This is a genomic window from Ruegeria sp. HKCCA5491, from assembly GCF_013034565.1.
In the GTDB taxonomy this organism is placed as follows: domain Bacteria; phylum Pseudomonadota; class Alphaproteobacteria; order Rhodobacterales; family Rhodobacteraceae; genus Ruegeria.
Map to the genome: position 1 here is coordinate 68,288 of NZ_WQGG01000004.1, position 22,939 is coordinate 91,226.

The 22,939-nt window shown below is 56.5% G+C and carries 24 protein-coding genes and 1 tRNA gene; 12 read left to right on the forward strand and 13 right to left on the reverse strand.

All coding sequences use genetic code 11. The annotated features are described in order from the left end of the window. Nucleotides 1-8 precede the first annotated feature (8 nt). A complete protein-coding gene (accB, locus tag GOV88_RS07375) occupies nt 9-512 on the reverse strand; it encodes an acetyl-CoA carboxylase biotin carboxyl carrier protein (RefSeq protein ID WP_171240007.1) in 504 nt (167 codons plus the stop codon). A 151-nt stretch (nt 513-663) separates the two neighbouring features. After that, entirely contained in the window at nt 664-1,200 is a 537-nt protein-coding gene (locus GOV88_RS07380) for a helix-turn-helix transcriptional regulator (protein WP_171121938.1), read from the reverse strand. A 215-nt stretch (nt 1,201-1,415) separates the two neighbouring features. On the opposite strand from GOV88_RS07380, the gene GOV88_RS07385 reads away from it, so the two are divergent. The 5 genes from GOV88_RS07385 (at nt 1,416) to GOV88_RS07405 (ending at nt 7,295) form a co-directional block, all read left to right on the forward strand. Continuing rightward, nucleotides 1,416-2,711, forward strand: coding sequence for a helix-turn-helix domain-containing protein (locus GOV88_RS07385; protein WP_171121939.1), 1,296 nt, complete (start codon nt 1,416-1,418; stop codon nt 2,709-2,711). A gap of 78 nt (nt 2,712-2,789) precedes the next feature. After that, nucleotides 2,790-3,170: a response regulator transcription factor gene (locus GOV88_RS07390; protein WP_171121940.1), complete on the forward strand. Its 381-nt coding sequence runs from the start codon at nt 2,790-2,792 to the stop codon at nt 3,168-3,170. Further along, complete coding sequence (locus GOV88_RS07395) at nt 3,167-3,478, forward strand: hypothetical protein (RefSeq protein ID WP_171121941.1); 312 nt, start codon at nt 3,167-3,169, stop codon at nt 3,476-3,478. Before GOV88_RS07390 ends, GOV88_RS07395 begins: the two co-directional genes overlap by 4 nt. Continuing rightward, on the forward strand, nt 3,466-6,144 hold the full coding sequence (locus GOV88_RS07400; protein WP_171121942.1) for an ATP-binding protein: 2,679 nt from the start codon (nt 3,466-3,468) through the stop codon (nt 6,142-6,144). The genes GOV88_RS07395 and GOV88_RS07400 overlap by 13 nt, the downstream gene beginning before the upstream one ends. 77 nt (nt 6,145-6,221) lie before the next feature. Next, nucleotides 6,222-7,295, forward strand: coding sequence for a FliM/FliN family flagellar motor C-terminal domain-containing protein (locus GOV88_RS07405; RefSeq protein WP_171240008.1), 1,074 nt, complete (start codon nt 6,222-6,224; stop codon nt 7,293-7,295). A gap of 10 nt (nt 7,296-7,305) precedes the next feature. On the opposite strand, the gene GOV88_RS07410 is transcribed toward GOV88_RS07405, so the two are convergent. The 4 genes from GOV88_RS07410 to GOV88_RS07425 are packed head-to-tail and all read right to left on the reverse strand — an operon-like array spanning nt 7,306 to nt 9,494. After that, nucleotides 7,306-7,737, reverse strand: coding sequence for a TIGR01244 family sulfur transferase (locus GOV88_RS07410; RefSeq protein ID WP_171240009.1), 432 nt, complete (start codon nt 7,735-7,737; stop codon nt 7,306-7,308). Between the two features lie 9 nt (nt 7,738-7,746). Next, nucleotides 7,747-8,178 (reverse strand): DUF6691 family protein, encoded by a 432-nt coding sequence (locus GOV88_RS07415; protein WP_171121945.1) that lies wholly within the window; start codon nt 8,176-8,178, stop codon nt 7,747-7,749. After that, nucleotides 8,178-8,600 carry a YeeE/YedE family protein gene (locus GOV88_RS07420; protein WP_171121946.1) on the reverse strand — a complete coding sequence of 141 codons (423 nt, stop codon included), beginning with the start codon at nt 8,598-8,600 and terminating at the stop codon, nt 8,178-8,180. Before GOV88_RS07420 ends, GOV88_RS07415 begins: the two co-directional genes overlap by 1 nt. Nucleotides 8,601-8,630: 30 nt before the next feature. After that, entirely contained in the window at nt 8,631-9,494 is an 864-nt protein-coding gene (locus GOV88_RS07425) for an MBL fold metallo-hydrolase (RefSeq protein WP_171125503.1), read from the reverse strand. Nucleotides 9,495-9,739: 245 nt separating this feature from the next. Here GOV88_RS07425 and GOV88_RS07430 point away from each other — a divergent pair, with 245 nt between their 5' ends. Beyond that, nucleotides 9,740-9,955 carry a hypothetical protein gene (locus tag GOV88_RS07430; RefSeq protein WP_171121948.1) on the forward strand — a complete coding sequence of 72 codons (216 nt, stop codon included), beginning with the start codon at nt 9,740-9,742 and terminating at the stop codon, nt 9,953-9,955. 9 nt (nt 9,956-9,964) lie between these two features. Here the strand turns inward: GOV88_RS07430 and GOV88_RS07435 are convergent, their stop codons facing one another. Further along, nucleotides 9,965-10,183, reverse strand: coding sequence for a hypothetical protein (locus GOV88_RS07435; protein WP_171122335.1), 219 nt, complete (start codon nt 10,181-10,183; stop codon nt 9,965-9,967). Between the two features lie 160 nt (nt 10,184-10,343). On the opposite strand from GOV88_RS07435, the gene GOV88_RS07440 reads away from it, so the two are divergent. Further along, nucleotides 10,344-10,613: a DUF2312 domain-containing protein gene (locus tag GOV88_RS07440; RefSeq protein ID WP_171121949.1), complete on the forward strand. Its 270-nt coding sequence runs from the start codon at nt 10,344-10,346 to the stop codon at nt 10,611-10,613. Between the two features lie 155 nt (nt 10,614-10,768). Here GOV88_RS07440 and GOV88_RS07445 read toward each other — a convergent pair whose 3' ends face one another. After that, nucleotides 10,769-11,644, reverse strand: coding sequence for a hypothetical protein (locus GOV88_RS07445; protein ID WP_171240010.1), 876 nt, complete (start codon nt 11,642-11,644; stop codon nt 10,769-10,771). Between the two features lie 183 nt (nt 11,645-11,827). Between GOV88_RS07445 and GOV88_RS07450 the strand changes: the two genes are divergently transcribed. Both GOV88_RS07450 and GOV88_RS07455 read left to right on the forward strand, forming a co-directional pair. Next, nucleotides 11,828-11,903 (forward strand) — tRNA-Thr (locus GOV88_RS07450). Between the two features lie 197 nt (nt 11,904-12,100). After that, nucleotides 12,101-14,890, forward strand: coding sequence for a bifunctional aconitate hydratase 2/2-methylisocitrate dehydratase (locus tag GOV88_RS07455; protein ID WP_171240011.1), 2,790 nt, complete (start codon nt 12,101-12,103; stop codon nt 14,888-14,890). Nucleotides 14,891-15,012: 122 nt separating this feature from the next. Here the strand turns inward: GOV88_RS07455 and GOV88_RS07460 are convergent, their stop codons facing one another. From GOV88_RS07460 to GOV88_RS07480, 5 genes are all read right to left on the reverse strand, one after another. After that, the gene (locus tag GOV88_RS07460; protein WP_171240012.1) at nt 15,013-16,275 is read right to left on the reverse strand and encodes a TRAP transporter large permease; all 1,263 of its coding nucleotides are present in this window, start codon (nt 16,273-16,275) and stop codon (nt 15,013-15,015) included. Then, complete coding sequence (locus tag GOV88_RS07465; protein WP_171121963.1) at nt 16,272-16,796, reverse strand: TRAP transporter small permease; 525 nt, start codon at nt 16,794-16,796, stop codon at nt 16,272-16,274. Before GOV88_RS07465 ends, GOV88_RS07460 begins: the two co-directional genes overlap by 4 nt. A 63-nt stretch (nt 16,797-16,859) precedes the next feature. After that, nucleotides 16,860-17,834 carry a TRAP transporter substrate-binding protein gene (locus GOV88_RS07470; protein ID WP_171240013.1) on the reverse strand — a complete coding sequence of 325 codons (975 nt, stop codon included), beginning with the start codon at nt 17,832-17,834 and terminating at the stop codon, nt 16,860-16,862. Nucleotides 17,835-17,859: 25 nt separating this feature from the next. Then, entirely contained in the window at nt 17,860-18,402 is a 543-nt protein-coding gene (locus GOV88_RS07475) for a 3-hydroxyanthranilate 3,4-dioxygenase (protein ID WP_171240014.1), read from the reverse strand. A gap of 97 nt (nt 18,403-18,499) precedes the next feature. After that, nucleotides 18,500-19,453 carry a dihydrodipicolinate synthase family protein gene (locus tag GOV88_RS07480; RefSeq protein ID WP_171240015.1) on the reverse strand — a complete coding sequence of 318 codons (954 nt, stop codon included), beginning with the start codon at nt 19,451-19,453 and terminating at the stop codon, nt 18,500-18,502. 148 nt (nt 19,454-19,601) lie between these two features. Between GOV88_RS07480 and GOV88_RS07485 the strand changes: the two genes are divergently transcribed. The 3 genes from GOV88_RS07485 (at nt 19,602) to GOV88_RS07495 (ending at nt 22,854) form a co-directional block, all read left to right on the forward strand. Beyond that, nucleotides 19,602-20,378 carry an aspartate dehydrogenase gene (locus tag GOV88_RS07485; RefSeq protein ID WP_171240016.1) on the forward strand — a complete coding sequence of 259 codons (777 nt, stop codon included), beginning with the start codon at nt 19,602-19,604 and terminating at the stop codon, nt 20,376-20,378. After that, complete coding sequence (locus tag GOV88_RS07490) at nt 20,375-21,340, forward strand: LysR substrate-binding domain-containing protein (RefSeq protein WP_171240017.1); 966 nt, start codon at nt 20,375-20,377, stop codon at nt 21,338-21,340. The genes GOV88_RS07485 and GOV88_RS07490 overlap by 4 nt, the downstream gene beginning before the upstream one ends. A gap of 83 nt (nt 21,341-21,423) precedes the next feature. Next, complete coding sequence (locus tag GOV88_RS07495) at nt 21,424-22,854, forward strand: NAD-dependent succinate-semialdehyde dehydrogenase (RefSeq protein WP_171240018.1); 1,431 nt, start codon at nt 21,424-21,426, stop codon at nt 22,852-22,854. Nucleotides 22,855-22,939 lie beyond the last annotated feature (85 nt).

Below are 22,939 nucleotides of genomic sequence, written 5' to 3' on the forward strand. Positions count from 1 at the left end.
GGCCTGCCTTACTCAACAATGACCAGGGGTGTGCCGAATTCCACAGCGTCGCCGTCACCCACCAGAATGCGCTTGATGGTGCCCGATTTGGGCGCGTGGATGTGGTTCATGGTTTTCATCGCTTCGACGATCAGCAGCGTGTCGCCTTCGGACACGGATGCGCCGACCGAGATGAACGCAGGCGCGCCGGGTTCGGGCTGCATGTAGACGGTTCCCACCATGGGAGAGGTCACTGCACCGGGATGGCTGGCCGGGTCTTCGACGGCAGCCGGTGCTTCGGCCGCAGCAGCCGGTGCCGGAGCCGCAGCGGGTGCTGCAGGGGCCGCAGCCGGAACTGCCACCTGAACCGGAGCTACGGCGGCGGTTTGGGACAAGCGGCTGACGCGTACATTCAGGATGTCTTCCTCGCCATATTCGCGTTTGACCTGCAATTCGGTCAGGTCGTTCTCGCGCAGCAGTTCAGCCAATGCCTTGATGAATGCCACATCCGCTTCGTGTTTGGTGTCTGTCATGAGTGTCCTCGACGGTTCCCCTTTGGCCCGTCTGTGTCTTGCGGGCTTTGGTCTGATTACGCAGCGTTATAAGCCATGAGCCTTGCCATGAAAAGCGCGTCTCGGCCTGTCAGATGGGGGTTTTAACCAAGTTTTCGAGGGGGGGAAGAGGTTACAGCGGCATTCCGGAAAGTTTTGCCACCAATTCCGGTAGTTTTCGCGCGCCGAATTTCTCAAGCAGCCGGGCGCGATAAGCTTCGATGGTGCGGTAGCTCAGGCCCAGTTCGACGCCGATTTCCTTGGCGGACAGGCCCCTGCACGACAAAATCGCCACTTCGCGTTCCCGCGCGGTTAGCTCGACCAACGGGCGTTCCTCCGAGATATCGGAAAAGCTCCAGATGCCGTGGCGGAAAGGGTCATCGGGGGTCAAGGACCGACCGCGTGCGCGGCACCAGAACAAATCCCCATTTCGCCGCCGCATGACGCGCTCGTCCGTGTAATATCCGGTGTCGCGCATGACCTGTAGACTACGGGCACCGATACGCTCCCAATCTGCGACCGAGGGGTAAAGATGTAGCAAAGGCATGTTGCGATAGTCGGCCTCGTCCCCTCCGAAGGTCCGGGCGAACTGCAGATTGCAGCGTCGGATGATACGGTTTTCCAACTCGACCAATCCGATAGGAGCATATTCGAAGGCGGCGTCACTCATTTCGGTATCGTGCAGGGAATTGTCTGGAAATAGAAGGGGTGCGGCCGAGAATGTGGTGTTGAAAGGCGTCAACACTGGTCTGATGATCGTGCAATCCGTTTGTTAAGGGTGTAAACTCGGTTTGAAAATGAACTCCTAAAAGATAGAAAAACCTTGAGAGTTTAGAAAAACTGAACGTTTACAAAGGTTGGCTCCGCTTGGGGAGGGGCGAGAACATGCGCGACACGTTGACAGGCAGCCGTATTCGAGAGAGGCGGCAAATTGCAGGACTGCGGCAGGCAGAACTGGCGCGTCGGGTCGGGATCTCAGCCTCCTATCTGAACCTGATTGAACACAATCGCCGCAGGATTGGTGGCAAGCTGCTTGTGGATATTGCCGCGGCTTTGGCCGTCGAACCTTCGCTGCTGACACAGGGGCTAGAGGCAACGCTGATATCCGCCCTGCGCGAGGCAGCGGCGGACGCGGTGGGGCAACAGGCCGAAGTCGACAGTCTGGAAGAGTTTGCGGGACGTTTCCCGGGGTGGGCTGCTGTGCTGGCGCAGATGCACAGGCGCGTTGTCTCGCTTGAGCGAACGGTTGAAACCCTATCCGACCGCTTGACCCATGATCCACATCTGGCTGCTTCGATGCATGAGGTTCTGTCCACCGCCGCCGCGATTCGTTCGACCGCAGCGATTCTGGCGGAAACACAGGAGATCGAACCCGAGTGGCAGGATCGCTTTCATCGAAACCTGCATCAGGATGCTGAACGCCTTGCCGACAGTTCGAAATCCTTGGTTGCTTATCTGGATGATTCTGACGCGGCGGACGACCGTCGCGGCGTTCCGCTTGAAGATGCCGAGGCGTTCTTTGAACAGCGCGGACATCATTTTCCTGAGATGGAGGGCAGCGAAGACAGCTCTGCGATAGACCTGAGCGAGATTGACTCGGCGGCAGCAAAGACCGTCGCTCGCGGTCTTTTGGGTGTCTATGCAAGCGACGCCAAGGCCATGCCACTGGAGGCGGTGAAAACTGCGCTGGCTGGCACAGAACCGGACCCGATCAAGCTGGCTGCACAATTTTCGGTGGACATCGCGACGGTCTTGCGCCGTTTGGCGGCACTGCCAGACGGGGTGCTTTCGCGACCTACGGGACTGGTTGTGTGCGATGCATCGGGAAGTATCTTGTTTGCCAAGTCGGTGCCGGGCTTTGCGATGCCGCGCTTTGGCGAGGCGTGCCCGCTGTGGCCATTGTTTCAGGCTTTGAACCGGCCTTTGGTGCCAATTCGCAAACGTATCGTACAGCTTGGCCGGTCGGCGGCTGAGTTTGATTGCTATGCCTATGCATGGCCGCAAGCGATGTCCGGATATGACGACGCACCTGTTTATCGCTCGGTCATGTTGGTTCGGTCCGTCGAAGAAGGCGGGCAGGGTGGCCAGCCGGTTGCCAGGGTCGGGCCAAGTTGCAGGGTTTGCCCAAATGCCGACTGCGAGTCGCGCCGAGAGCCGTCGATTCTGAGCGAAGGTTTTTGACACTTTCCTGACAGACAGCGTAAGCTGATACAGACAGGACTGCGGATGGGTATCCTGTCACGGGGAGGAATGAAACATATGAGCCGTAAGGTTCTGCTAATTGAGGATGAGCCGAACATCGCCGAGGCCATTCGGTTCCTGCTGACGCGTGAGGGTTGGCAGGTTGAAACGCACGCTGAAGGAACGGACGCTGTCGAGGTCATTCAGGGCGCAAATCCTGATCTGGTCATTCTGGATGTTATGCTGCCGGGCAAAAGCGGCATGGATATCCTGCGCGATCTGCGCGAGTTGGATGACCTTCGGGGTCTGCCGGTCTTGATGTTGACGGCACGCGGCCAGCTTCGTGATCGCGAAATGGCCGAAAGCGCGGGTGTCAGCCGCTTTATGACCAAGCCGTTTTCCAATGCCGAGGTCCTGACCGCGGTGCGCGATCTGCACGCGCAGGCCACGCAATCATGAGCAATAGCGAAGATCGGCAGCCTCAGGGTGTTCGGCCTTCGCTGTTTCTGGAACGCCAAAGTTATCGTCGGCGTCGGTTGACGGACGCTGCACGGCTGTTGCCAATTCTCGGGGCTGCACTGATCGCGATTCCGTTGCTATGGCCTGAACCGGGGGAAACCGGGGCGGTCACTTTATCGTCGGCCATTCTCTATATCTTTACCTGCTGGGGGCTATTGATACTGATTAGCCTGATCTTTGGCTTCGCCGCCCGTCGCACGGCGGCGCGGGATGACACCGACCCGGACACGGATCGATGGCAACGCTGAACCTTCTGATCCTCGTCTGTCTGGGCTATGTGGTTCTTTTGTTCGGCGTGGCCTTTGCCGCTGACCGAATGGCTGCTGCCGGACGTGGGGCGTGGCTGCGATCCCCGTTGTTTTATACTCTGTCGCTGTCGATCTATTGCACCGCCTGGACATTCTACGGCGCAGTTGGAAATGCCGCCCGTTCGGGGCTGGAGTTCGTGACGATCTATCTGGGCCCCACGCTGGTCATGATCAGTTGGTGGTGGGGTCTCAGGAAACTGGTCAGGGTTGGGCGCAGCCAAAGGGTAACCTCGATCGCGGACCTGATTTCGTCGCGCTACGGAAAATCGAATACGCTGGCAATCTGTGTGACCATTCTGGCGGTTCTGGGCGGAACGCCGTATATCGCGCTGCAACTGCAGTCTATCACCTTATCGTTCTCGATCTTTGCAGAGGCTGACCCGTCCGGCCTTTACCGCGAGGGGTCAAGCGTGTTTTGGGTGGCTGCAGGGCTGGCGGTGTTCGCCATCCTGTTCGGGACACGAAACCTGGACGCGAACGAGCGCCACCATGGTGTTGTGACCGCTATCGCATTGGAATCCGTGGTTAAACTGTTCGCTTTGCTGGCGGTTGGCATCTTCGTCGTTTGGGGAATTGCAGGCGGCGTTGGGCCGATGATGGACCGCATAGACGCATCAGAGATCGGTCAGTGGAATGTGGACGCGGGCCGCTGGACGACGTTCATCTTCTTGTCTGCTGCGGCGTTTGTCTGCTTGCCGCGCATGTTTCAGGTGATGGTGGTTGAAAACGCGGATGAAGGACACCTGAGAACAGCGGCCTGGGCGTTTCCGTTATACCTGCTTTTGATGAGCCTGTTTGTGGTGCCAATCGCCGTAGTGGGTCTGGACCTGTTGCCAGAGGGGTCGAACCCAGACCTGTTTGTTCTGACTGTGCCCCTGTCACAGGGCAATGAGTGGCTGGCAATGTTGTCCTTCATTGGGGGCTTCTCATCTGCAACGTCGATGGTGATCGTTACGGCTATGGCCTTGTCCACCATGGTTTCGAACCATCTTGTGATGCCAATCTGGCTAAGCACTCAGGAAGGGTCCGGGTCCTTGTCGGGCGATGTTCGACACGTTGTGTTGGTTGCGCGCCGTGTCTCAATCGCAGCGATCATGGCGTTGGGCTTTTTTTATTATCGGTTATCTGGTGGCGGCGCTGCGCTTGCCTCAATCGGGCTTGTGGCCTTCGCCGGTATTTCTCAGATTCTGCCTGCTCTGGTCGGCGGATTGTTCTGGCGCGGGGCGACGCGGACAGGGGCACTTGTCGGGTTGTCAGTGGGGTTCCTCTTGTGGATCTACACGCTGCTTCTGCCCGGAATGGGTGGGGCGCTGATGTCCAGCTCGGTCCTGCAGGACGGCCCGTTTGGGATCGGCTGGCTGCGGCCGCAGGCATTGTTCGGGATCGAAGGGATGGACCCCATGGTCCATACGGTCATGTGGTCGCTGTCTTTGAATACCGTCGCTTTCTGCGTGGCGTCGCTGCTGAGTTTTCCTAGCCCGCTGGAGCGCTTGCAGGGGGCGCAGTTCGTCAATGTCTTTGACCATTCTGTCGCCCCGCGCGGATGGACCGGGTCTGTTGCGCAAAGCGAGGACCTAATGATCATGACCCAGCGCATACTGGGGGCCGGTCCCGCGCAGGAGTTCTTTCAGGCCGAAGCTGAACAACAAGGCGGACGATCCAGTCTGCCCGAACCAACCCCCGCCTTTCTGGAACGGCTTGAACGGGAATTGAGCGGCTCGGTCGGGGCCGCGACGGCGCACGCCATGATCGGCCAGATTGTCGGCGGGTCTTCGGTGTCGGTCGAGGACCTTTTGGCCGTGGCCGACGAATCCGCGCAATTGCTGGAATACTCCAGCCAGCTAGAAGTGAAATCTGCCGAACTTAGCCGCACAGCCCGGCAACTGCGCGAAGCGAATACCAAGTTGACCCAGATATCGCAGCAGAAAGACAACTTCCTTAGTCAGGTCAGTCATGAACTACGTACACCGATGACCTCGATCCGGGCGTTTTCCGAGATCATGCGGGACACCGACGGTTTAACTGATGAAGAACAGACGCGCTATGCCGCAATCATCCACGACGAGGCGCTGCGGCTGACGCGATTGCTGGATGACCTGCTGGACTTGAGCGTTTTGGAAAGCGGACAGGTCAGCCTGAATATGGGAGGCGATACCCTGCGCTCGGTTCTGGATCGGGCGGTATCGAGCGCGTTGGCGGGCACCAGCAAAACCCTCACTGTTCGGCGCTCGAAGGCGTCCGAACGCATTCCGCTTCACACCGATCTGGATCGTTTGGGGCAAGTCTTCATCAACTTGATTTCCAACGCGCAGAAATACTGCGATGCGGTTGACCCGGTCCTGACCATTTCAGCGCATGATGTAGGCGGCCAAGTCGTGATAGATTTTGCGGATAACGGCAGCGGTATTCCAGCCGAGGCGCGGTCCATGGTGTTCGAAAAATTCGCGCGTGTAGGCGGTGACAAGGCAGGCGGGGCCGGTTTGGGTTTGGCGATCTGCCGCGAGATCATGCAGCGTCTTGGGGGCGATATCAGCTATTTGCCGGGGCAGGGCGGAGCAGCCTTCCGCGTGCAGGTGCCACTGGCTTATAGACAAGCAGCCCAATAAGACGGGCGTAAAGGCATTCGTAACCTTTGCCGGAGTAGACCGGAACATAGGCATATTTACGATTGACGGCTCCAGGCATGACACAACCGGTCACCACAGCTTTGGCAAAAAAAGTATCTGCAAGCCAGGATGAGCGCGGCGGTCAGACGAATTCCATCCTTCGCGCTTTGCGGTTGGCACTTGCCCGTACCGCTGCGGATCGTCTGCAATTGCCGTTGTCGGTCATCGCGGCAAGGCGGGCATCTCGATCAGCCGACGGGCTTGCGGGGTTTGCCGGTGACAATTGGTTGTTGCTGCATCTTCTGAACAACGAAGGGCTTTCGGCAGCGGTCTGTATGGATTTGGAAACCGTTTCGGCCATCGTTCAAGTGCAGACTATTGGTGAGGTGACGTCAACGACACCAACGCCACGGGCCTTTACCGATACGGATGCCGCGATGGTTGCGCCCATGATCGAAGACGCATGCACCCGCGCGGCACGGTTGGTGGAAACCGTCAGTGAACAGGCAAGCCTGACAGGCTATCAGTACAAGTTGCGGCTGCCTGATCTTCGGGCGCTGTCATTGGCTATGACGCAGGATGCGTATGTTTCATATGATCTAACGGTCGAGCTGGGCGGCGGTTTGCGACAGGGCCGGATTTCTGTTCTTCTTCCCGAAGAGGAGGGTCCAGCAGATGCCGAACCTAGTGGGGATTCGAGGCCGCATATCGAACAGGCATCGGGCGTGCTGCGCGCAGAGTTGAATACTGTGATTTGCCAAATGGCTTTACCCCTGGCTTCTTTTTCGGCGCTTGCAGCGGGGGATGTATTGCCTTTGACCGGAGCACGTCTTGACCGTGCACAATTGCTAACGATCGACCGGACTCGGACAGCAGTTGGGCGTTTGGGGCAATCCGGTGGGATGCGGGCAATTCGCCTGAACGAATATGAGCCGCAGGATGTGCCGTCACAGGCCGAGACTCAGGATTTCCTTGAGGCACGAACGTCGGTAATCCAAACATCGGCAGAGCTGTCCGTAGAACCCATTCACACAGACACACATGCGATCGACACCATCGACAGCAAGTTGCAGTTCGGCGACTCAGATCAGATCGCCGCTGAAATTTCGAAGCTGGCTGGCCTGAACGATGACGCAGGTCAGGTGACCTGATCCATAGGGCTTACCCAGCCACGTTGCGAATCTGATCAAGCGTGGGGCGAAGGTTTTCCAGCGCGTAGCCTGCCTTGGTTGTTGCGTCCAGAATATCGTCCGTACTCATCCGGTCGCATTGGCCAAGGGCCCAGATAATTGAACACCGCGTGCCTGATGCGCAATACGCCAGCACCGGTCCGCTGCAACTTTCGGCCAACTCGCGCTGACGGGCGACGTTTTCGGGTGTCATGGTCTGATGCGTCAGTTCCAGAACCTCATAATCCAAACCCGCGGCACGGACGGCCTCGCCAATGGCGTCTGACTGCATGTCTGACGGAACTTCTGTGTTTGGCCGGTTGCAAATAACCTTGACGAATCCGGCTTCGGCTATGGCTGAAACATCCTCGACCGTGATTTGCGGCGAGACGGCGTAGCGGGGTGTAATGCGGCGAATCTCCATCCCAATTGATTAGGCTGCGTTTGCAGTTCTGTCCAGTTGCGCCCCCACAGTCGGCGCTGCGTACATTCCGGCGATCATTGCGGCCAGAAACACTAGCCCGCCAACGCCGCCATAGGTCACCGAGGCAATGGCAGGCCCCGGACACAGCCCGGACAAGCCCCACCCCATGCCAAATAAAACGGAGCCTACGACAAGTCGCCGGTCCAACTCGGGCGGAGACATGGTCGGAAAGGTTCCCCCGACCAAGGGGCGACGATGTTCTGTCATCCGCCAGGCAAACAGCATTGGGATAATTGCCCCACCCATCACGAAGGCCAGTGTCGGGTCCCAGTTCCCGAACACGTCCAGCCACCCTTGAACCTTGGTGGTGTCTGTCATGCCCGAGATCAGCAGACCTGCGCCAAACAGGCATCCGGCGATCAAAGAGATCAGCAACCGCATCAGATCACCCCCCACATGTGGCGCAGAACCGCGAGTGTGATCGCGCCTGCAGCGATGTAGATAACCGTCGCCACAATTCCGCGCAGCGAGAAACGCGATATCCCGCAGACCCCATGTCCCGACGTGCATCCATTGGCGATCCGGGTGCCGATCCCAACCAGCAGTCCCGCGAAAATGATGACGGCAATATTGCCGGTCAGATGGGTCTGCGGTGTGGGTGACATCAACGGGCGAAGAAGCAAGGGCATTCCTACAAGCCCTGCAACAAAGACCAGGCGTTCCAAGGTGCGATCACTATTGTCGACCAAGCCGCCCAAGATGCCGCTGGCCCCCATGATCCGGCCATTCCCAAGCAGATAAACGGCGGCACCCAGACCGATCAACAGGCCCCCGGCCAACCCCCAAATCCATTCCAGTTGCATGGTTCTTTTTTCTCCACGTATTGGTTGGCTTCACAGTTTATTCACTGGAATCTTCAGGAAAACATCGCCTTCTTCGTCGGCAGGAGGCATCTGCCCCGCGCGCATGTTGACCTGAAGAGAAGGCAGGATCAGACGAGGCATGCCAAGCGTCGCATCCCGTGCATCGCGCATTTTGACGAACTCCTCAACCGAGCGTCCCTGGCCGATATGAACATTGAGCGCCTTCTGCTCTCCGACTGTAGTTTCCCACGCATACTCGTCGCGGCCCGGTGCCTTGTAATCGTGCCCGACGAAGATGCGTGTCTGATCAGGCAGCGAAAGGATTTTCTGGATCGACGCAAACAGCATTTCCGATGACCCGCCCGGAAAATCGCATCGTGCCGTCCCGAAATCGGGCATGAACAACGTGTCCCCCACAAAGGCCGCATCTCCGATGACATAGGTCAAACAGGCCGGGGTGTGGCCGGGCGTATGCAGAACATCACCCCGCATTTGACCCACGTGAAAGCTGTCGCCCTCGCGGAACAAGGCGTCAAACTGACTGCCATCGCGTTGGAACTCGGTCCCTTCATTGAAGATTTTTCCAAATGTCTCCTGAATGGTGACGATCTGATCTCCGATCCCGATTTTACCGCCCAGTTTCTGTTGCAGGTAGGGGGCTGCTGACAGGTGATCGGCATGGACATGACTTTCCAGAATCCATTCGACTTTCAAACTGTTAGCCTGAACATGCTCGATTATCTTGTCTGCTGAACTGGTGTCTGTCCGGCCGGATGCATGGTCAAAGTCCAGGACACTGTCGATAATTGCGCAGGCCGTCCCCTCGGGTTCCTGCACAAGGTAGGACACAGTAAATGTATCGGTGTCAAAAAACGCTTTCACCTTTGGTGTCATTTTGCCCTCCGTCAGACTGCTTTATTCGTATATCAATTTCGGAATGTATAGGATAAAGAATCCGTGAATTGATGCTTGTCAAGGCAGGGTAATTCAGATCGGCCTAGAATTTAACCATTCCGCAGGTGACTGCCGAAACCGTATTTCAGACAGGCGGGTTTTCGCGTGTCCTCGGGTTAAGGTCAGCAGGTCTTAAAACGGTTACCTATATGTGGGTAGATAACGCACCATTTGGGAGGATGGAGATGTCTACAATTAATTTGTATTCCGAAGCCGAGCAGCTTGAAGAAAAGTTGCAGGGTGCGTGTCTTGAAACCCGCCTGGCGCTTCAGCCAAGCGTGACAAGGGTAATTGAACGGATGCGTCAGCAGGGTGTGCATATCCCCTCGCGCCTGCGTCGTCTGGATGCAGCCTTGTGCGAGGACGCGATGGAGGCTCAGTTCGATAATCTGCCGGTTTAGGCTGTGGGATTAACTGAATGAGATACCCAGAATAACTAGCATCAGCCCGATCACGGACAGAAAGAGTGAGGCCAGGTTCCAAGGCAATACTCCCTGAACTGTTGCTCGCAGTTCGTCGTCAGACAGGCCGGATTTGCGCGCTTTCATCACGTGCAGGATGCACCAGACGAGTCCCAACAGTCCGGCAAGCGACAGGGCGGCTCCGCCCCAGGTGATGATTTCGAACATGGTTTTCCGCATCAGGCCAAAGAGTTTCTTTGCGCTTATCGGATACCTGTGCATCGCACAAGTCCGATACCTGATTGTGCGCTTGCGGCGGGTGCTGCGGCCATGTATCCGGCTTAGTGCCGACTTGCGGCAGCAGACTTCAGCCTCTGGGAGAGAATAAATGGAAGACATGACCGAAGATCAGGCCGCCGCCAACTATCGCGTTACCGCCGGAGAGCTGCGTCAGTTTATCGAACGGTTTGAACGTCTGGACGCCGAGAAGAAAGATATCGCAGAGCAGCAGAAAGAAGTCATGGCCGAAGCCAAGGCACGCGGCTACGACACCAAGGTCATGCGCAAGGTGGTTGCTCTTCGCAAACGCGACAAAGACGATATCGCAGAAGAAGAGGCGGTATTGGAGATGTACAAAGAAGCGTTGGGTATGAGCTGACGGTTTCGAATTTGCGGTGTCGTTCAGGCTTTGCCTTCTAGGACACCGCGATCCGGGTGGGCCTCCGAACCGGGACCGGTGGATTTTCTATCTCGGGTCAAGAAAGGCTGATTGATCGCAGGTCGCAGCGCTTGGGCGGGTCAATTTTTCTGGGCTCAGGGCCTTAACAACTGGACCTCTGGCATTGATTCCAGCCTTTCAAGATCCTGTTCATAGAGCTCGGAAAACGCATCCACGATGTCTGTGCTCCAGCCCGGAAGTTCGAGTTCTTCCTCTACAAGCTCCGGTTGGGCGTGATCTTCCAAGATGTCCGCCAGAGCATAGCGTAAGCCCTTTTGTTCCCCGTCAGGTCTGGCATTCAAAAGCGCATTTGCCTTTTCTTTTCCCGCTTCGTCCAGAAGGGAAAGCAGAAAGTTGTACTCTTTTTCTAGGGTCACATCCTCTGGCAGGCCGCACATTTTTCGCAAAATGTCACCCCAAATCAGAGGCGATTCCTCATTGCTCCACAAGGTGACGTTTACGCCCGGAGCCATGTCGCGGATGTCGTCGACCATTCCGATCCAATTCAGGCAGCTCAGGTCTGTATTGCGGATGATATTTTCCCTGTCTTCGTCCGGCAGAGACATTAGTAGTTTAGGAATAAACGTGCCTGGGTTTCTTAAGGCAAAGAAGAAGTCGATCCGAATGTCTTCGAGCGCTTGATCCAAAACGGACATTAGCTTTCCGGCGCGTGGGTAGAATTGCCCGTCCTGAATAGCCGCTTTTGAGTCTGCAATCAGTGCATTGCTTTGGAACACAGCCCGGCGAATGCTCGGGTCTGATGTCAGGCCGGCGCGAACCTGACTGGTTTCTTCTGGAGTCAGGAACTGCGGCTCGGATGTTGCGAAGGTCGGCTTGAAGGCTTGTTTGTATTGGCGCGGGCCAAAAGCGGCGACACCATGCTCGGTCAGCACAGATTTGTGGGCTCTTAGAGCTTTTAACAATCTGCCTTCGCCGGTGAATGCGGCTCCTGCGTGGATAGCAACCTGCATATTCGCTTTTTGCCCCTGCTTCTTCTGCCTCGTCCGCCGGGTTACAGGCTGTGTAGCTGACAGTCAAACCAGTGCACTGATGTGGCGCGGCAGGGGCGCCTGACGTTGGGATTTAAAAATCATCGACAAAAGAAAAAAATGAGTCTTGCAGTCCAGAACCAGAGGCAGTAATCGACGTCCAGTGCCCCTATAGCTCAGCTGGTAGAGCAACTGATTTGTAATCAGTAGGTCCGCGGTTCGAGTCCGTGTGGGGGCACCACTATCCCCTGTATAAAAAAGACTTGCCCGGTTCATACGGCTGGAATTTCGTGCCAGAAGCGCTGGGACTAGCGGTTGTGGGCAGAATGTCGCAAGCGGGGCCCTTGAATTCCGTCGATGTGTATACCATTGTATGCCAAATCGAGTCTTCCCTTAATTTAGCTGCCCTCCAGCCCCTTGCCCGATGTGGAAATGATCATGAGCCTATACGACGAATACCTCGCTGAAATCGAAAACCGGAAAGAACAGGGCCTTAACCCTAAACCGATTGACGATGGTGCGCTTCTTAATGAGGTGATCGCCCATATCCAGGGTTCGGCCAGCGGGCATCGCGCGGATTGCCTGCAGTTCTTTATCTACAACACACTTCCCGGAACCACCAGCGCGGCAGGTGAGAAAGCCCGTTTTCTGAAGGCGATCGTCTTGGGTGAAGCGACCGTGGACGAAATCACGCCCGCCTTTGCCTTTGAGCTTCTGAGCCATATGAAAGGCGGGCCGTCGGTTGAGGTGCTGCTTGATCTGGCGCTGGGCGCTGACAAGGGCATTGCAAGCCAAGCGGCTGACGTTCTGAAAACCCAAGTCTTCCTCTACGAGGCCGATACGGACCGTATCAAAGCAGCTTACGAGGCAGGCAACGCAGTCGCTGCGGACTTGTTGGATAGCTATGTCAAGGCTGAGTTTTTCACGACTCTGCCTGACATCGACGAAGAGATCGAGGTTGTTACTTATGTTGCAGCCGAAGGCGATATCTCGACTGACCTTCTCAGCCCCGGCAATCAGGCGCATTCTCGGGCTGACCGCGAATTGCACGGCAAATGCCTGATCTCGGAAGAGGCGCAGAAAGAGATCGAAGCACTCAAACTGAAGCATCCGAATGCACGTGTGATGCTTGTTGCCGAGAAGGGCACAATGGGTGTTGGCTCGTCGCGTATGTCTGGCGTCAACAACGTGGCGCTTTGGACTGGCAAGCAGGCTTCGCCTTATGTTCCGTTCATAAACGTGGCGCCCGTTGTGGCGGGCACCAATGGGATTTCCCCGATCTTCTTGACAACCGTTGGCGTGACCGGCGGTATTGGTGTCGACCTCAAGAACTGGGGCAAGAAAATCGGTGAAGACGGTCAACCGATCCTGAACAACGACGGCAATCCTGTTCTTGAGCAGAAATATTCGGTCGAGACTGGCACCGTACTCAAGATCGACACGAAAAAGAAAAAACTCTTCAGTGTTGAAGGCGAAGAGCTGGTCGATATGGAGGGGTCGTTCACACCGCAGAAGATGGAGTTCATGAAGGCAGGCGGCTCTTACGCCATCGTCTTCGGTAAGAAGCTGCAGACATTTGCCGCAGAAACCCTGGGGATCGAAGCCCCGCGGGTCTTTGCTCCGTCGAAGGAAATCAGCAACGACGATCAAGGGCTGACAGCGGTTGAGAAGATCTTTAACGCCAACGCGCTGGGTGTCGCACCGGACAAGGTGCTGCATGCAGGGTCCGACGTGCGCGTGCGGGTCAACATCGTTGGATCGCAGGACACCACCGGCCCGATGACGGCACAGGAGCTAGAGGCAATGGCGGCAACCGTGCTGTCGCCGGCCGTTGACGGTGCGTATCAGTCCGGGTGTCACACAGCGTCTGTCTGGGATGCCAAGGCGCAGGCCAACACACCAAAATTGATGGCGTTCATGAACAAGTTTGGTCTTGTGACCGGTCGCGACCCCAAGGGTGTTTATCACGCAATGACCGATGTGATTCACAAGGTCCTGAATGACATTACCGTCGACGATTGGGCGATCATCATTGGCGGGGACAGCCACACGCGTATGTCCAAGGGCGTGGCGTTTGGTGCAGACTCAGGCACTGTGGCGCTGGCGCTTGCGACCGGTGAAGCCTCGATGCCGATCCCGGAATCGGTGAAGGTGACCTTCAAGGGCAAGATGGCTGATCACATGGATTTCCGCGACGTGGTCCATGCAACGCAGGCACAGATGCTGGCGCAGCATGGTGACAACGTGTTCCAGGGGCGCATCATCGAGGTCCATATCGGAACGCTTTTGGCAGACCAAGCGTTCACATTCACGGACTGGACGGCCGAGATGAAGGCAAAGGCGTCGATCTGCATTTCGAACGATGACACGCTGATCCAATCGCTTGAACTGGCAAAGCACCGTATTCAGATCATGATCGACAAGGGGATGGAGCATGAGAACGGAATGCTTCAGAAACTGACCGACATTGCCGAGGCGCGGATCGCCCAGATCAAGTCGGGCGAGAAGCCTGCGTTGACGCCGGACGATAACGCCAAGTACTTCGCCGAAGTTGTCGTTGATCTGGACGAAATCGTCGAGCCGATGATCGCTGACCCAGATGTCAATAACATCGACGTATCAAAGCGTTATACCCATGATACGATCCGGCCGATCTCTTACTACGGGGCGGAAAAGAAGGTCGATCTGGGTTTTGTCGGATCGTGCATGGTCCACAAGGGCGACATTAAGATCGTCGCGCAGATGCTCCGCAACCTTGAGGCGGCCCATGGTGAGGTTGCGTTCAAGGCACCGCTGGTTGTTGCTGCCCCGACCTACAACATCATTGATGAGTTGAAAGAGGAAGGTGATTGGGAAATCCTGCAGAAATACTGCGGATTTGAGTTTGACGACGCTGCCCCCAAGGTCACGGCAAGAACGGAATACGAGAATATTCTCTATCTCGAACGTCCGGGTTGTAACCTGTGCATGGGGAACCAGGAAAAGGCCGCAAAAGGGGATACGGTTCTGGCGACCTCGACACGCTTGTTCCAAGGCCGGGTTGTTGCCGACTCTGAGACCAAGAAGGGTGAATCGCTTTTGGGTTCAACACCGGTTGTTGTTCTGTCCGCAATTCTGGGACGCACGCCGACGCTTGAAGAATACAAGCTGGCGGTTGAAGGGATTGACCTGACAAAATTTGCGCCGCCGGTTCAGAAACCACTCGGCGGCTTGTCGGTACATTTCTAACGATAACGGCAGCGGCGCGAAGGGCATGGGCAAGCTATCAGCTTGTCTCAGGCCGTCGCGCCGCTGCCGACACTTTGCGGCACCTGGTATCGCCACAGGTCATGCAAGGGCGAAATGTGGACCTAGCGAATAAGGTAGGTCGACAGAATCGGTGCATAACTCAGCAGGACAAGGACAACCGTTATCGCCATTAGAAATGGCCAGAGCGATCTTAGGATCGAACCGGGTGTGGCGCCGCTCATTGAAGAAGCGATATATAGGCCAATTCCGACCGGCGGTGTCAGCAGGCCAAGAACAAGGTTCAGGCAAACGACTACGCCGAACTGGTAGGGGCTGATGTCGTATGAGCCCGTGGCAATTGGCAGCAAGATCGGAGTGATTAGGATAATCGCGGCGATGCCGTCGATGATCATGCCCACCAACAGAAGCGCCGCGTTGACTATCAGCAGGAATAGAAACGGATCAGAGGTTATGGTCGTGATCAAACCAGCCAGCTTTTGTGGAAGCTCTTCGTAAATGATCACCCAGCCGAAAACACTGGCTGCCGCGATCATGAACAGGATCATCGAGGCGTTCTTGGCCGTTCTCAGGAACATTTCGCCAAGATGTCTTGGGTCAAGCTCACCATAGATCAGCCAGCCGACGACAAACGCTACAAATGATGCGACAGCGGCGGACTCTGTCGGCGTGGCAATGCCGAACAGGATGCCGCCAATGATGGCGACAGGGATCAACAGGGCCGGTGCTGCGGCAGCTAGGGCGCGTGCGGATTCCTTGGCGCTCATCCAACTGCCTTTGGGAAATTGCCTCCGCCATCCGATCAACGCGATCACCAACGCAAAGCTGGCCGCCAAGATCAGGCCGGGCAGGATTCCGGCGATGAACATCTCACCAATCGGAATTTGCGCCAGAACCCCAAAAATCACGAACATCATCGACGGCGGGATCACCGGGGCCAACAACCCGCCCGCTGCGGTGGTGGCCGTCGCAAAGCCCTTGTCATATCCCTCCTCCTCCATGGCGGGGACCATGGCGCGCGACATGACGGCGATCTGGGCTGTGGCCGATCCGATAATCGCAGCCATGAACATGTTCGCCAAAAGGTTGATATAGGCCAGACCACCCCGGAAACCGCCCACGAAAATGCGGGCCAGAGCAATCAGGCGGCGAGTCATGCCTCCTTCGTTCATAAGCTCGCCGGTCAGCATGAACAGCGGGATGGCCAACAGGCCATAGTTTTCCAGGCCGCCGAACATCTTCTGGGCAAAGCTGTCATAGAGGATCGTATTCCCACTTTCCCAGATGTACCAGATAGCGGTCACACTCAGAACGATTGCCACGGGCACCGAGATAAACAGGGCCGCAAGAAAGACAATAGGGCTCATGAAACAGGCCTCGTTCCAAAGAGGTGCATTGCGGAATGCAATGTGGCCCCAAGCGCAAAGAGCCACATGACCAGCCAAAACAGGAATTTCGGCAGGCCCAGCGTCAGTGTGGGTTCGGCGTAAATGAAATTGAAGGTCTGGCCCTGAAACGCGGTTGTATCGAATCCGGCTTGGACAATGTCCAAGGGCAGAAACCATCGCCAGCAGAACCACAACATCGCCAGCGCGAAAGCAAAGACAATCACGTCAACGCATTTGTCGATAAGATGTTTAACGCGGATCGACACGGCATCCGTGACGATGGTGATGGATACGGCATCCCGGTGGTGCAAAGCGGCGGATGCCCCCAAAAAAGTCATCCAAACCATCGAATAAATCGCAAGTTCGTCGACCCAGAACAGCGCGTTTCCCATGCTGCGCGTGACCACGTTCAGCAGGATCAGCACCGTTACGACAAGCGCCAAAAGCGCCGCCGACCAGAGCTCCACTCGGGCCCAGAATGCCGATAAGCGGTACAACATGACCTATCCCCAAGACAAATGGCGCGAGCACAGGCTCGCGCCATGTCTGTCTGCGACCAAACTTTACTTGGTTTCTGCCGCAGTAGCGCGCAGGGCGTCAAGCGACGAGGTCTTTTCTGACCAGATCGTATTCCATTCGTCGATGGCATCGCCAAAGAACGAGGCATCCACCTTTACATAGGACTTTCCAGTGCCTTCGATCTGCTCCAGCCAACCGGCCTCGTTCGAGACATAGCTGTCGATGGTGCTGTCCACATGCTTGGCCATCAACTCACCAATCAGTGCCCGGTCTTCCTCGGACAACCCCGCCCAGACTTTGGCCGAGACAAGCCCCACCATTGGGAACATCATGTGGTCGGACTGAACAATCGTATCTGCATGGTCATAGTATTTCAGAACCCAGATAAGTTCGGCATCCATGTCGATGGCGTCGACCTGACCATTTGCCAACGCGTCGTAAACCGCGGGCAAGGGCATCGGGGTCGGGGCCGCGCCAACGGCGTTGTAGAAATCAAGGATCGGAGTGAACGGAGTGATCCGCAGTTTTAGACCGGCAAGGTCATCCGCTGACGAAACATCGCCCCGGCTTACGATCTGGCGCAGTCCGGCCATACCGTAGCCGACCCCAACGACGCCGACCTGACCGGGCAGCGGCTCCAGCATTGTCTTTGCGGTGTCTGACCTCAGGATACGACCGGCATGGCCGATGTCGTCAGCAAGGTATGGGGCGTAGAAAGCACCCAGTTCCGGCGCGCGGTTTGACACTTCGGCCACTGTCATAAAGGCCATGTCCAGCGCGCCTGTCTGCAACTGCTGCAACATCTCGGCCTCGTTGCCCAGTTGTCGCGCCGGGAAAACGGATACGCTGTGCGCGCCGTCGCTGGCTTCGGACAACTCGGCCCCAAACGCTTCGGCGGCCTTGGTCCAAATGTGGGGTGGCGGTGTGATCAGGCCCAGACGGAATTCCTCGGCCTGTGCCGCAACAGCAGAGACCGTCGCCAAAGCAGTGGCTGCAATGATTTTTCCAAAGTGTTTCATGTTCTTCCCCGTTACTTTTTTGTTTCTACAACTGCACCCAGCCCTCGGGCGGTTCTTTTCCCGGATGTATGACATTACAATTCGGGCAAGTGCGGTCTTTTTCCGATGCATAGAATTTTTCGTACACCGGAGGCAGGTCGTCAACGATGGACTTCAGCTGCATTTCAGCCCGGTACACGCGTGTCCCACATTCAAAACAATACCATTCGATTGCGTCCAGTTCGCCTTCCTGCCGCTTGGGTTCGATGACCAAGCCGACCGAGCCTTCTTGCGGACGCTGAGGAGAGTGGCGGACATGCGCCGGAAGAAGAAACACCTCGCCTTCACGGATGGGGACGTCATAGAATTCCTCGCCATCAAACAGCTTGAGAAGCATGTCCCCTTCAAGCTGGTAAAAGAACTCTTCGACCGGGTCGTCGTGGTAATCGGTGCGCTTGTTTGGGCCGCCGACAACGGTGACCATCAGGTCGGCATCTTCGAATACCATTTTGTTGCCGACCGGTGGCTTCAGAAGATGACGATGTTCGTCAACCCAAGCCTTGAAGTTGAACGCTCTTAGCTTTGACATTGTTTTCTCCCGTCTGGCAAAAAACTTCGGCGACATTCCTCATAACCACAAAGAATTTGTCCGCATGTAGGTATCGGATTAAGTTATACCGCTAGTTTCACAGTTTCAGCCCGCATTCGTCAAACCCCTTGCGAATAATATCTTTTTCCGCCTGGCTGAGCTCTAGCATCGGCGGGCGTACACGGCCCCCCGTTTGGCCCAGCAGGTGCTGCCAGTACTTGCCGAAAGCGGTTGGTTTATCTGCGGGTTTAGTCCGCTTGATCGCGTCCCGTACCGGGTTCAGGCTGTCGAACACGCGCCGTGCCTGATCCGCTTTCCCTGCGAAGGCCAGTTGCGTGTATTCATTCATCCGTTGGTCATTGGCGGTCTGCAACTGGTAGGGCGGTGATGAGCACAGGTACAGTTTCCAGTCCAGTTCAAGAATGTTGTCCAACCATTCATGTTCGGCAGAAGTCGAGACATGAATTTTGTCTCCGACCATATGGGTCAGCCTGACGTACATGTCGCGCGGAACCGAGTATTTGATCGCAACGATATTGGGCAGATCGGCAATACGCGCGCATTCTTCGGGTTGCATCAGATAGCCGCTGTCGGGGTGGCTCCACATGGCAATGCCGATATCAAGCTCATCGCAGAAGCGTTTGTAGTATTGATACAGCAACTCGCCCCGGTCCTGACAGAAACTGAGCATTGGCGCATGTACGACGACATAATCGGCGCCGCAGTCCTGCGCGTGACGGCCAAGTTCAAGCGCGGTTTCCATGTTCTGATCCGAGATCGACATGATTGTTCCGGCCTTCCCTGCGCATTCTTCGACCGCGATCGACATGTTCCGTTTGCGCTCTTCCAACGTCATGGCCCAGAATTCGCCCTGCTTTCCGGTGATGAACAGCCCCTGAATCCCAAGGTCGTCGATCCAATGACGGATATTCGACCGCAGCCCGGCCTCGTCAGGCGACAGATCCTCGTGGAACGGGTTGAGAGCGGCCGCCCAGATGCCCGTCATGTTTTCGCGCGCATAAGCTTTGGCGTCTTGTTTTGTGTATTTCATGGGGCAGGGCCTTTCACTCTGGTTCGGGTTAGAAAACCGTATTGAGTATCGGCATTCCAAGTCGAACTCGAGCAACTGGATATCAGAAAAACGAATATCTGTGGGTTTCTAATTCAGTTTTGCTCTGATCTGTCCTAGCGTTCGAGACATGAAAATCGGAATGATCGGGAATGGCGCCATTGCGCAATACGTATCGTCGGGCCTTGCTGCGCGCGAGCATCACCTTGGCGCGGTTCTGATGCGGCCAGATCGGGTTAGGCAAGGCGCCGGGTTGGAAATCGGCTCGGTCAACGACCTGCCATCCGGCATTGATCTGGTGATTGATTGCGCAGGTCACGAGGCGTTGGCATGTTTAGGGCCTCAAATACTGGCCCGTGGGGTCAACATGATCACGGTCTCTTTGGGTGCGCTTGCCGACCCGAAAGTATCTGAGGCTTTGAGCCTTTCCGCGAAAGAGGGGAACGCGAAGCTGCATCTGGCAAGTGGCGCAATCGGAGCGTTGGATTGTCTTGCCGCCGCAAGGGCGGGAAAATTGTCGACGGTCACTTATGTCGGACGCAAGCTGCCGGGGGGATGGAAGGGGTCTGCCGCTGAAGAGAAGTTGGATCTGGCCGGCATCGTCGATGGGGCCGTTATCCATTTCGAAGGGACCGCGCGCGCGGCGGCCTTATCTTATCCGAAAAATGCTAATGTCGCTGCGGCGGTGGCTCTGGCTGGTCTTGGGTTTGATGACACCCGCGTTCAATTGATTGCTGACCCATCAATCACGCAAAACGTCCACGAGATCAGGGCCGAAGGTGACTTCGGCAATTTCCATTTTCAGATCAACGGCAATGCTTTGCCTGACAATCCGCGTTCGTCGGCGCTGGCGGCGATGAGCATTCTTGCCAAGCTGGATCAGATAACACAGCGGATCACGCTATGACGGTGCGGCATTCACGCATTGTCGACCGTGCGCTGACGCGATTGAAACTGCGTCAACTCCGCCTGCTGGTGGCGGTGGGCGCGCATGGGAACATTCAAAATGCAGCCCGCGAGCTTGGAATTTCGCAACCTGCTGCCACGAAAATGATTCAGGATCTCGAGCTGGATTTTGAGGTCAAGCTGTTCAACCGGACCAATCGCGGGGTAGTGCCGACCGTGTTCGGCGAAACCTTGATACGCCATGGCAAGCTGATCTTCACGCAGGTTTCCAATGCCGCTCAGGAATTGGATGACCTGAACGAAGGCAATTCTGGACGCGTTGTCGTGGGTACGCTGTTGGCGGCGTCAACAAGCCTGTTGCCCGCCGCTATTGAAATCCTGCTGACCGACAGGCCAAACGTGGCCGTCAAGATCAGTGAAGGCACCAATGAGGTGCTGATGCCCGGGTTGTTGTCCGGTGAGATTGATATGGTGGTGGGGCGTCTGCCGTCGCATCGGCACCGTGACAAGATTCGTCAGGAAAAGCTGTTGCAGGATCATATTCTGGCAGTGGTCGGCCCTCAGCACCCATTGGCGGGCAAGTCAGATGTTTCCTTCGCGCAAACCAAACCGTTTGGCTGGATTTTGCCGCCGTTGGAGACCACTTTGCGCCGACAGGCTGATCATTTCTTTATCGGTCAACAGCAATATGTCCCGCCTGTTACAGTCGAAAGCGTGTCTTACCTGGCCAATCGCGCACTGTTGCAATCGCGTAATCTGATCGGGCTTATGCCTGCTGCGGTGGTAACGCAGGATTTCTCGAACGGGCATTTGTCACAGTTGGACTGGACCGTACCCTTTGGCCATGGGCCAATTGGAATATCCCTGCGGGCAGATGACGATCTGTCACCTGCCGGTCGTGCGTTTAAGGCAGCTTTGCATCAGGCAGCGCAGGACAATCGGTTCAGGTATTCGTCAAAATGATATCAGTATTCCCCCAATTCACTTGAAGCGATCACCTGGGATGCCTGATCTGAACGGGCAGAACAATCGGAGGCCTCTGCGTCATGTATCCAGATTTGAAGCTCTTTATCGGGGGGAAGTGGCGTAGCACCGAAACCGATATGCCGGTCGTGAACCCCGCGACAGAAGAAGAGATCGCCCGCCTGCCACGCGCCTCTGTCAGCGATCTGGATGATGCACTGGATGCGGCGGTCAAAGGCTTTCGGGTTTGGAGCCAAACGTCACCACGAGAGCGCGCAGACACGATCCTGCGGGCAGCGGCGCTCATCCGGGATCGGCAGGAAGACATTGCGCAGTCGATAACACTGGAACATGGCAAACCGTTGGCTCAGGCTCGGCTGGAAGTCATACGCGGGGCGGAATTCTTCGAATGGGATGCGGGGGAGGCCATGCGGTCCTATGGGCGCATCATTCCAGCGGCCCCCGGCCACAAGTTCGCAGTTCATCATCAGCCGGTTGGAGTTGTCGCCGCGTTTTCGCCGTGGAACTTCCCAATGAGCCAGCCCGCCCGAAAGATCGCAGGCGCGTTGGCTTCTGGGTGCTCGGTCATTCTAAAGGCTGCCGAAGAAACTCCGGCGGGGGCTTTGCATATCGTTCGTGCGTTCGAGGATGCGGGCCTTCCCGCCGGTGTGCTGAATCTTGTTTTTGGAACGCCTGCCGAGATTTCAGGGCACCTTATTCCGCAGGACCCGGTGCGTCTGGTGGCTTTTACAGGATCAACAACGGTCGGACGACATCTGACGACTTTGGCGGCACAGAACGACACGCGGGTTCTGATGGAATTGGGCGGGCACGCCCCGGTTATTGTTTGCGAAGATACAGATGTTCACACCGCCGCCGTTTCCAGTGCCGTTCGGAAAATGCGTAACGCGGGGCAGGTCTGTACGTCGCCGACGCGCTTCTTCGCGCATGAAAGTATTTTTGAAGACTACGCCGCTGCATTTGCAACGCGAGCCAAGGCCACAGTTGTGGGTGATGGCCGCCAGGATAGGGTTGAAATGGGACCGACCGCCAATGCCCGGCGTATCCCCGCACTTGCGGAATTGGTCGATGATGCGGTGGCCAAAGGCGGGACTTTGGTAACGGGGGGTGCCCGACTTGGTAACACCGGGTATTTCTTTGAACCCACTGTTCTTATGAACGTACCCGACACCGCCCGGATCATGCAGGAGGAGCCGTTTGGTCCGGTCGCGGTGATAAACCCGGTCGCTTCGTTGGGCGAAGCTATCGAGCAAGCGAACGCTGTGCCTTATGGGTTGGCCGGCTATGCATTTACCAATCGCGCTGACTATATTGATCGGCTGGTGGATGAGGTAGAGGTCGGCAACTTGTCCATTAATACGCTGGAAGCATCCATGCCCGAAACACCCTTTGGCGGCGTCAAGTCCAGCGGCTATGGCCGAGAAGGGGGGACAGAAGGATTGGAGAATTACATGACGGTCAAAAACGTCTGGCACTCGGCCCGAATTGTTTGAATGACCGATTAATCACCACTTAGCATCCGATCGCTATGGCGGTTGCGTTGCCATCCGGCCCGGCAACGGAGGTGGAACACTCTCG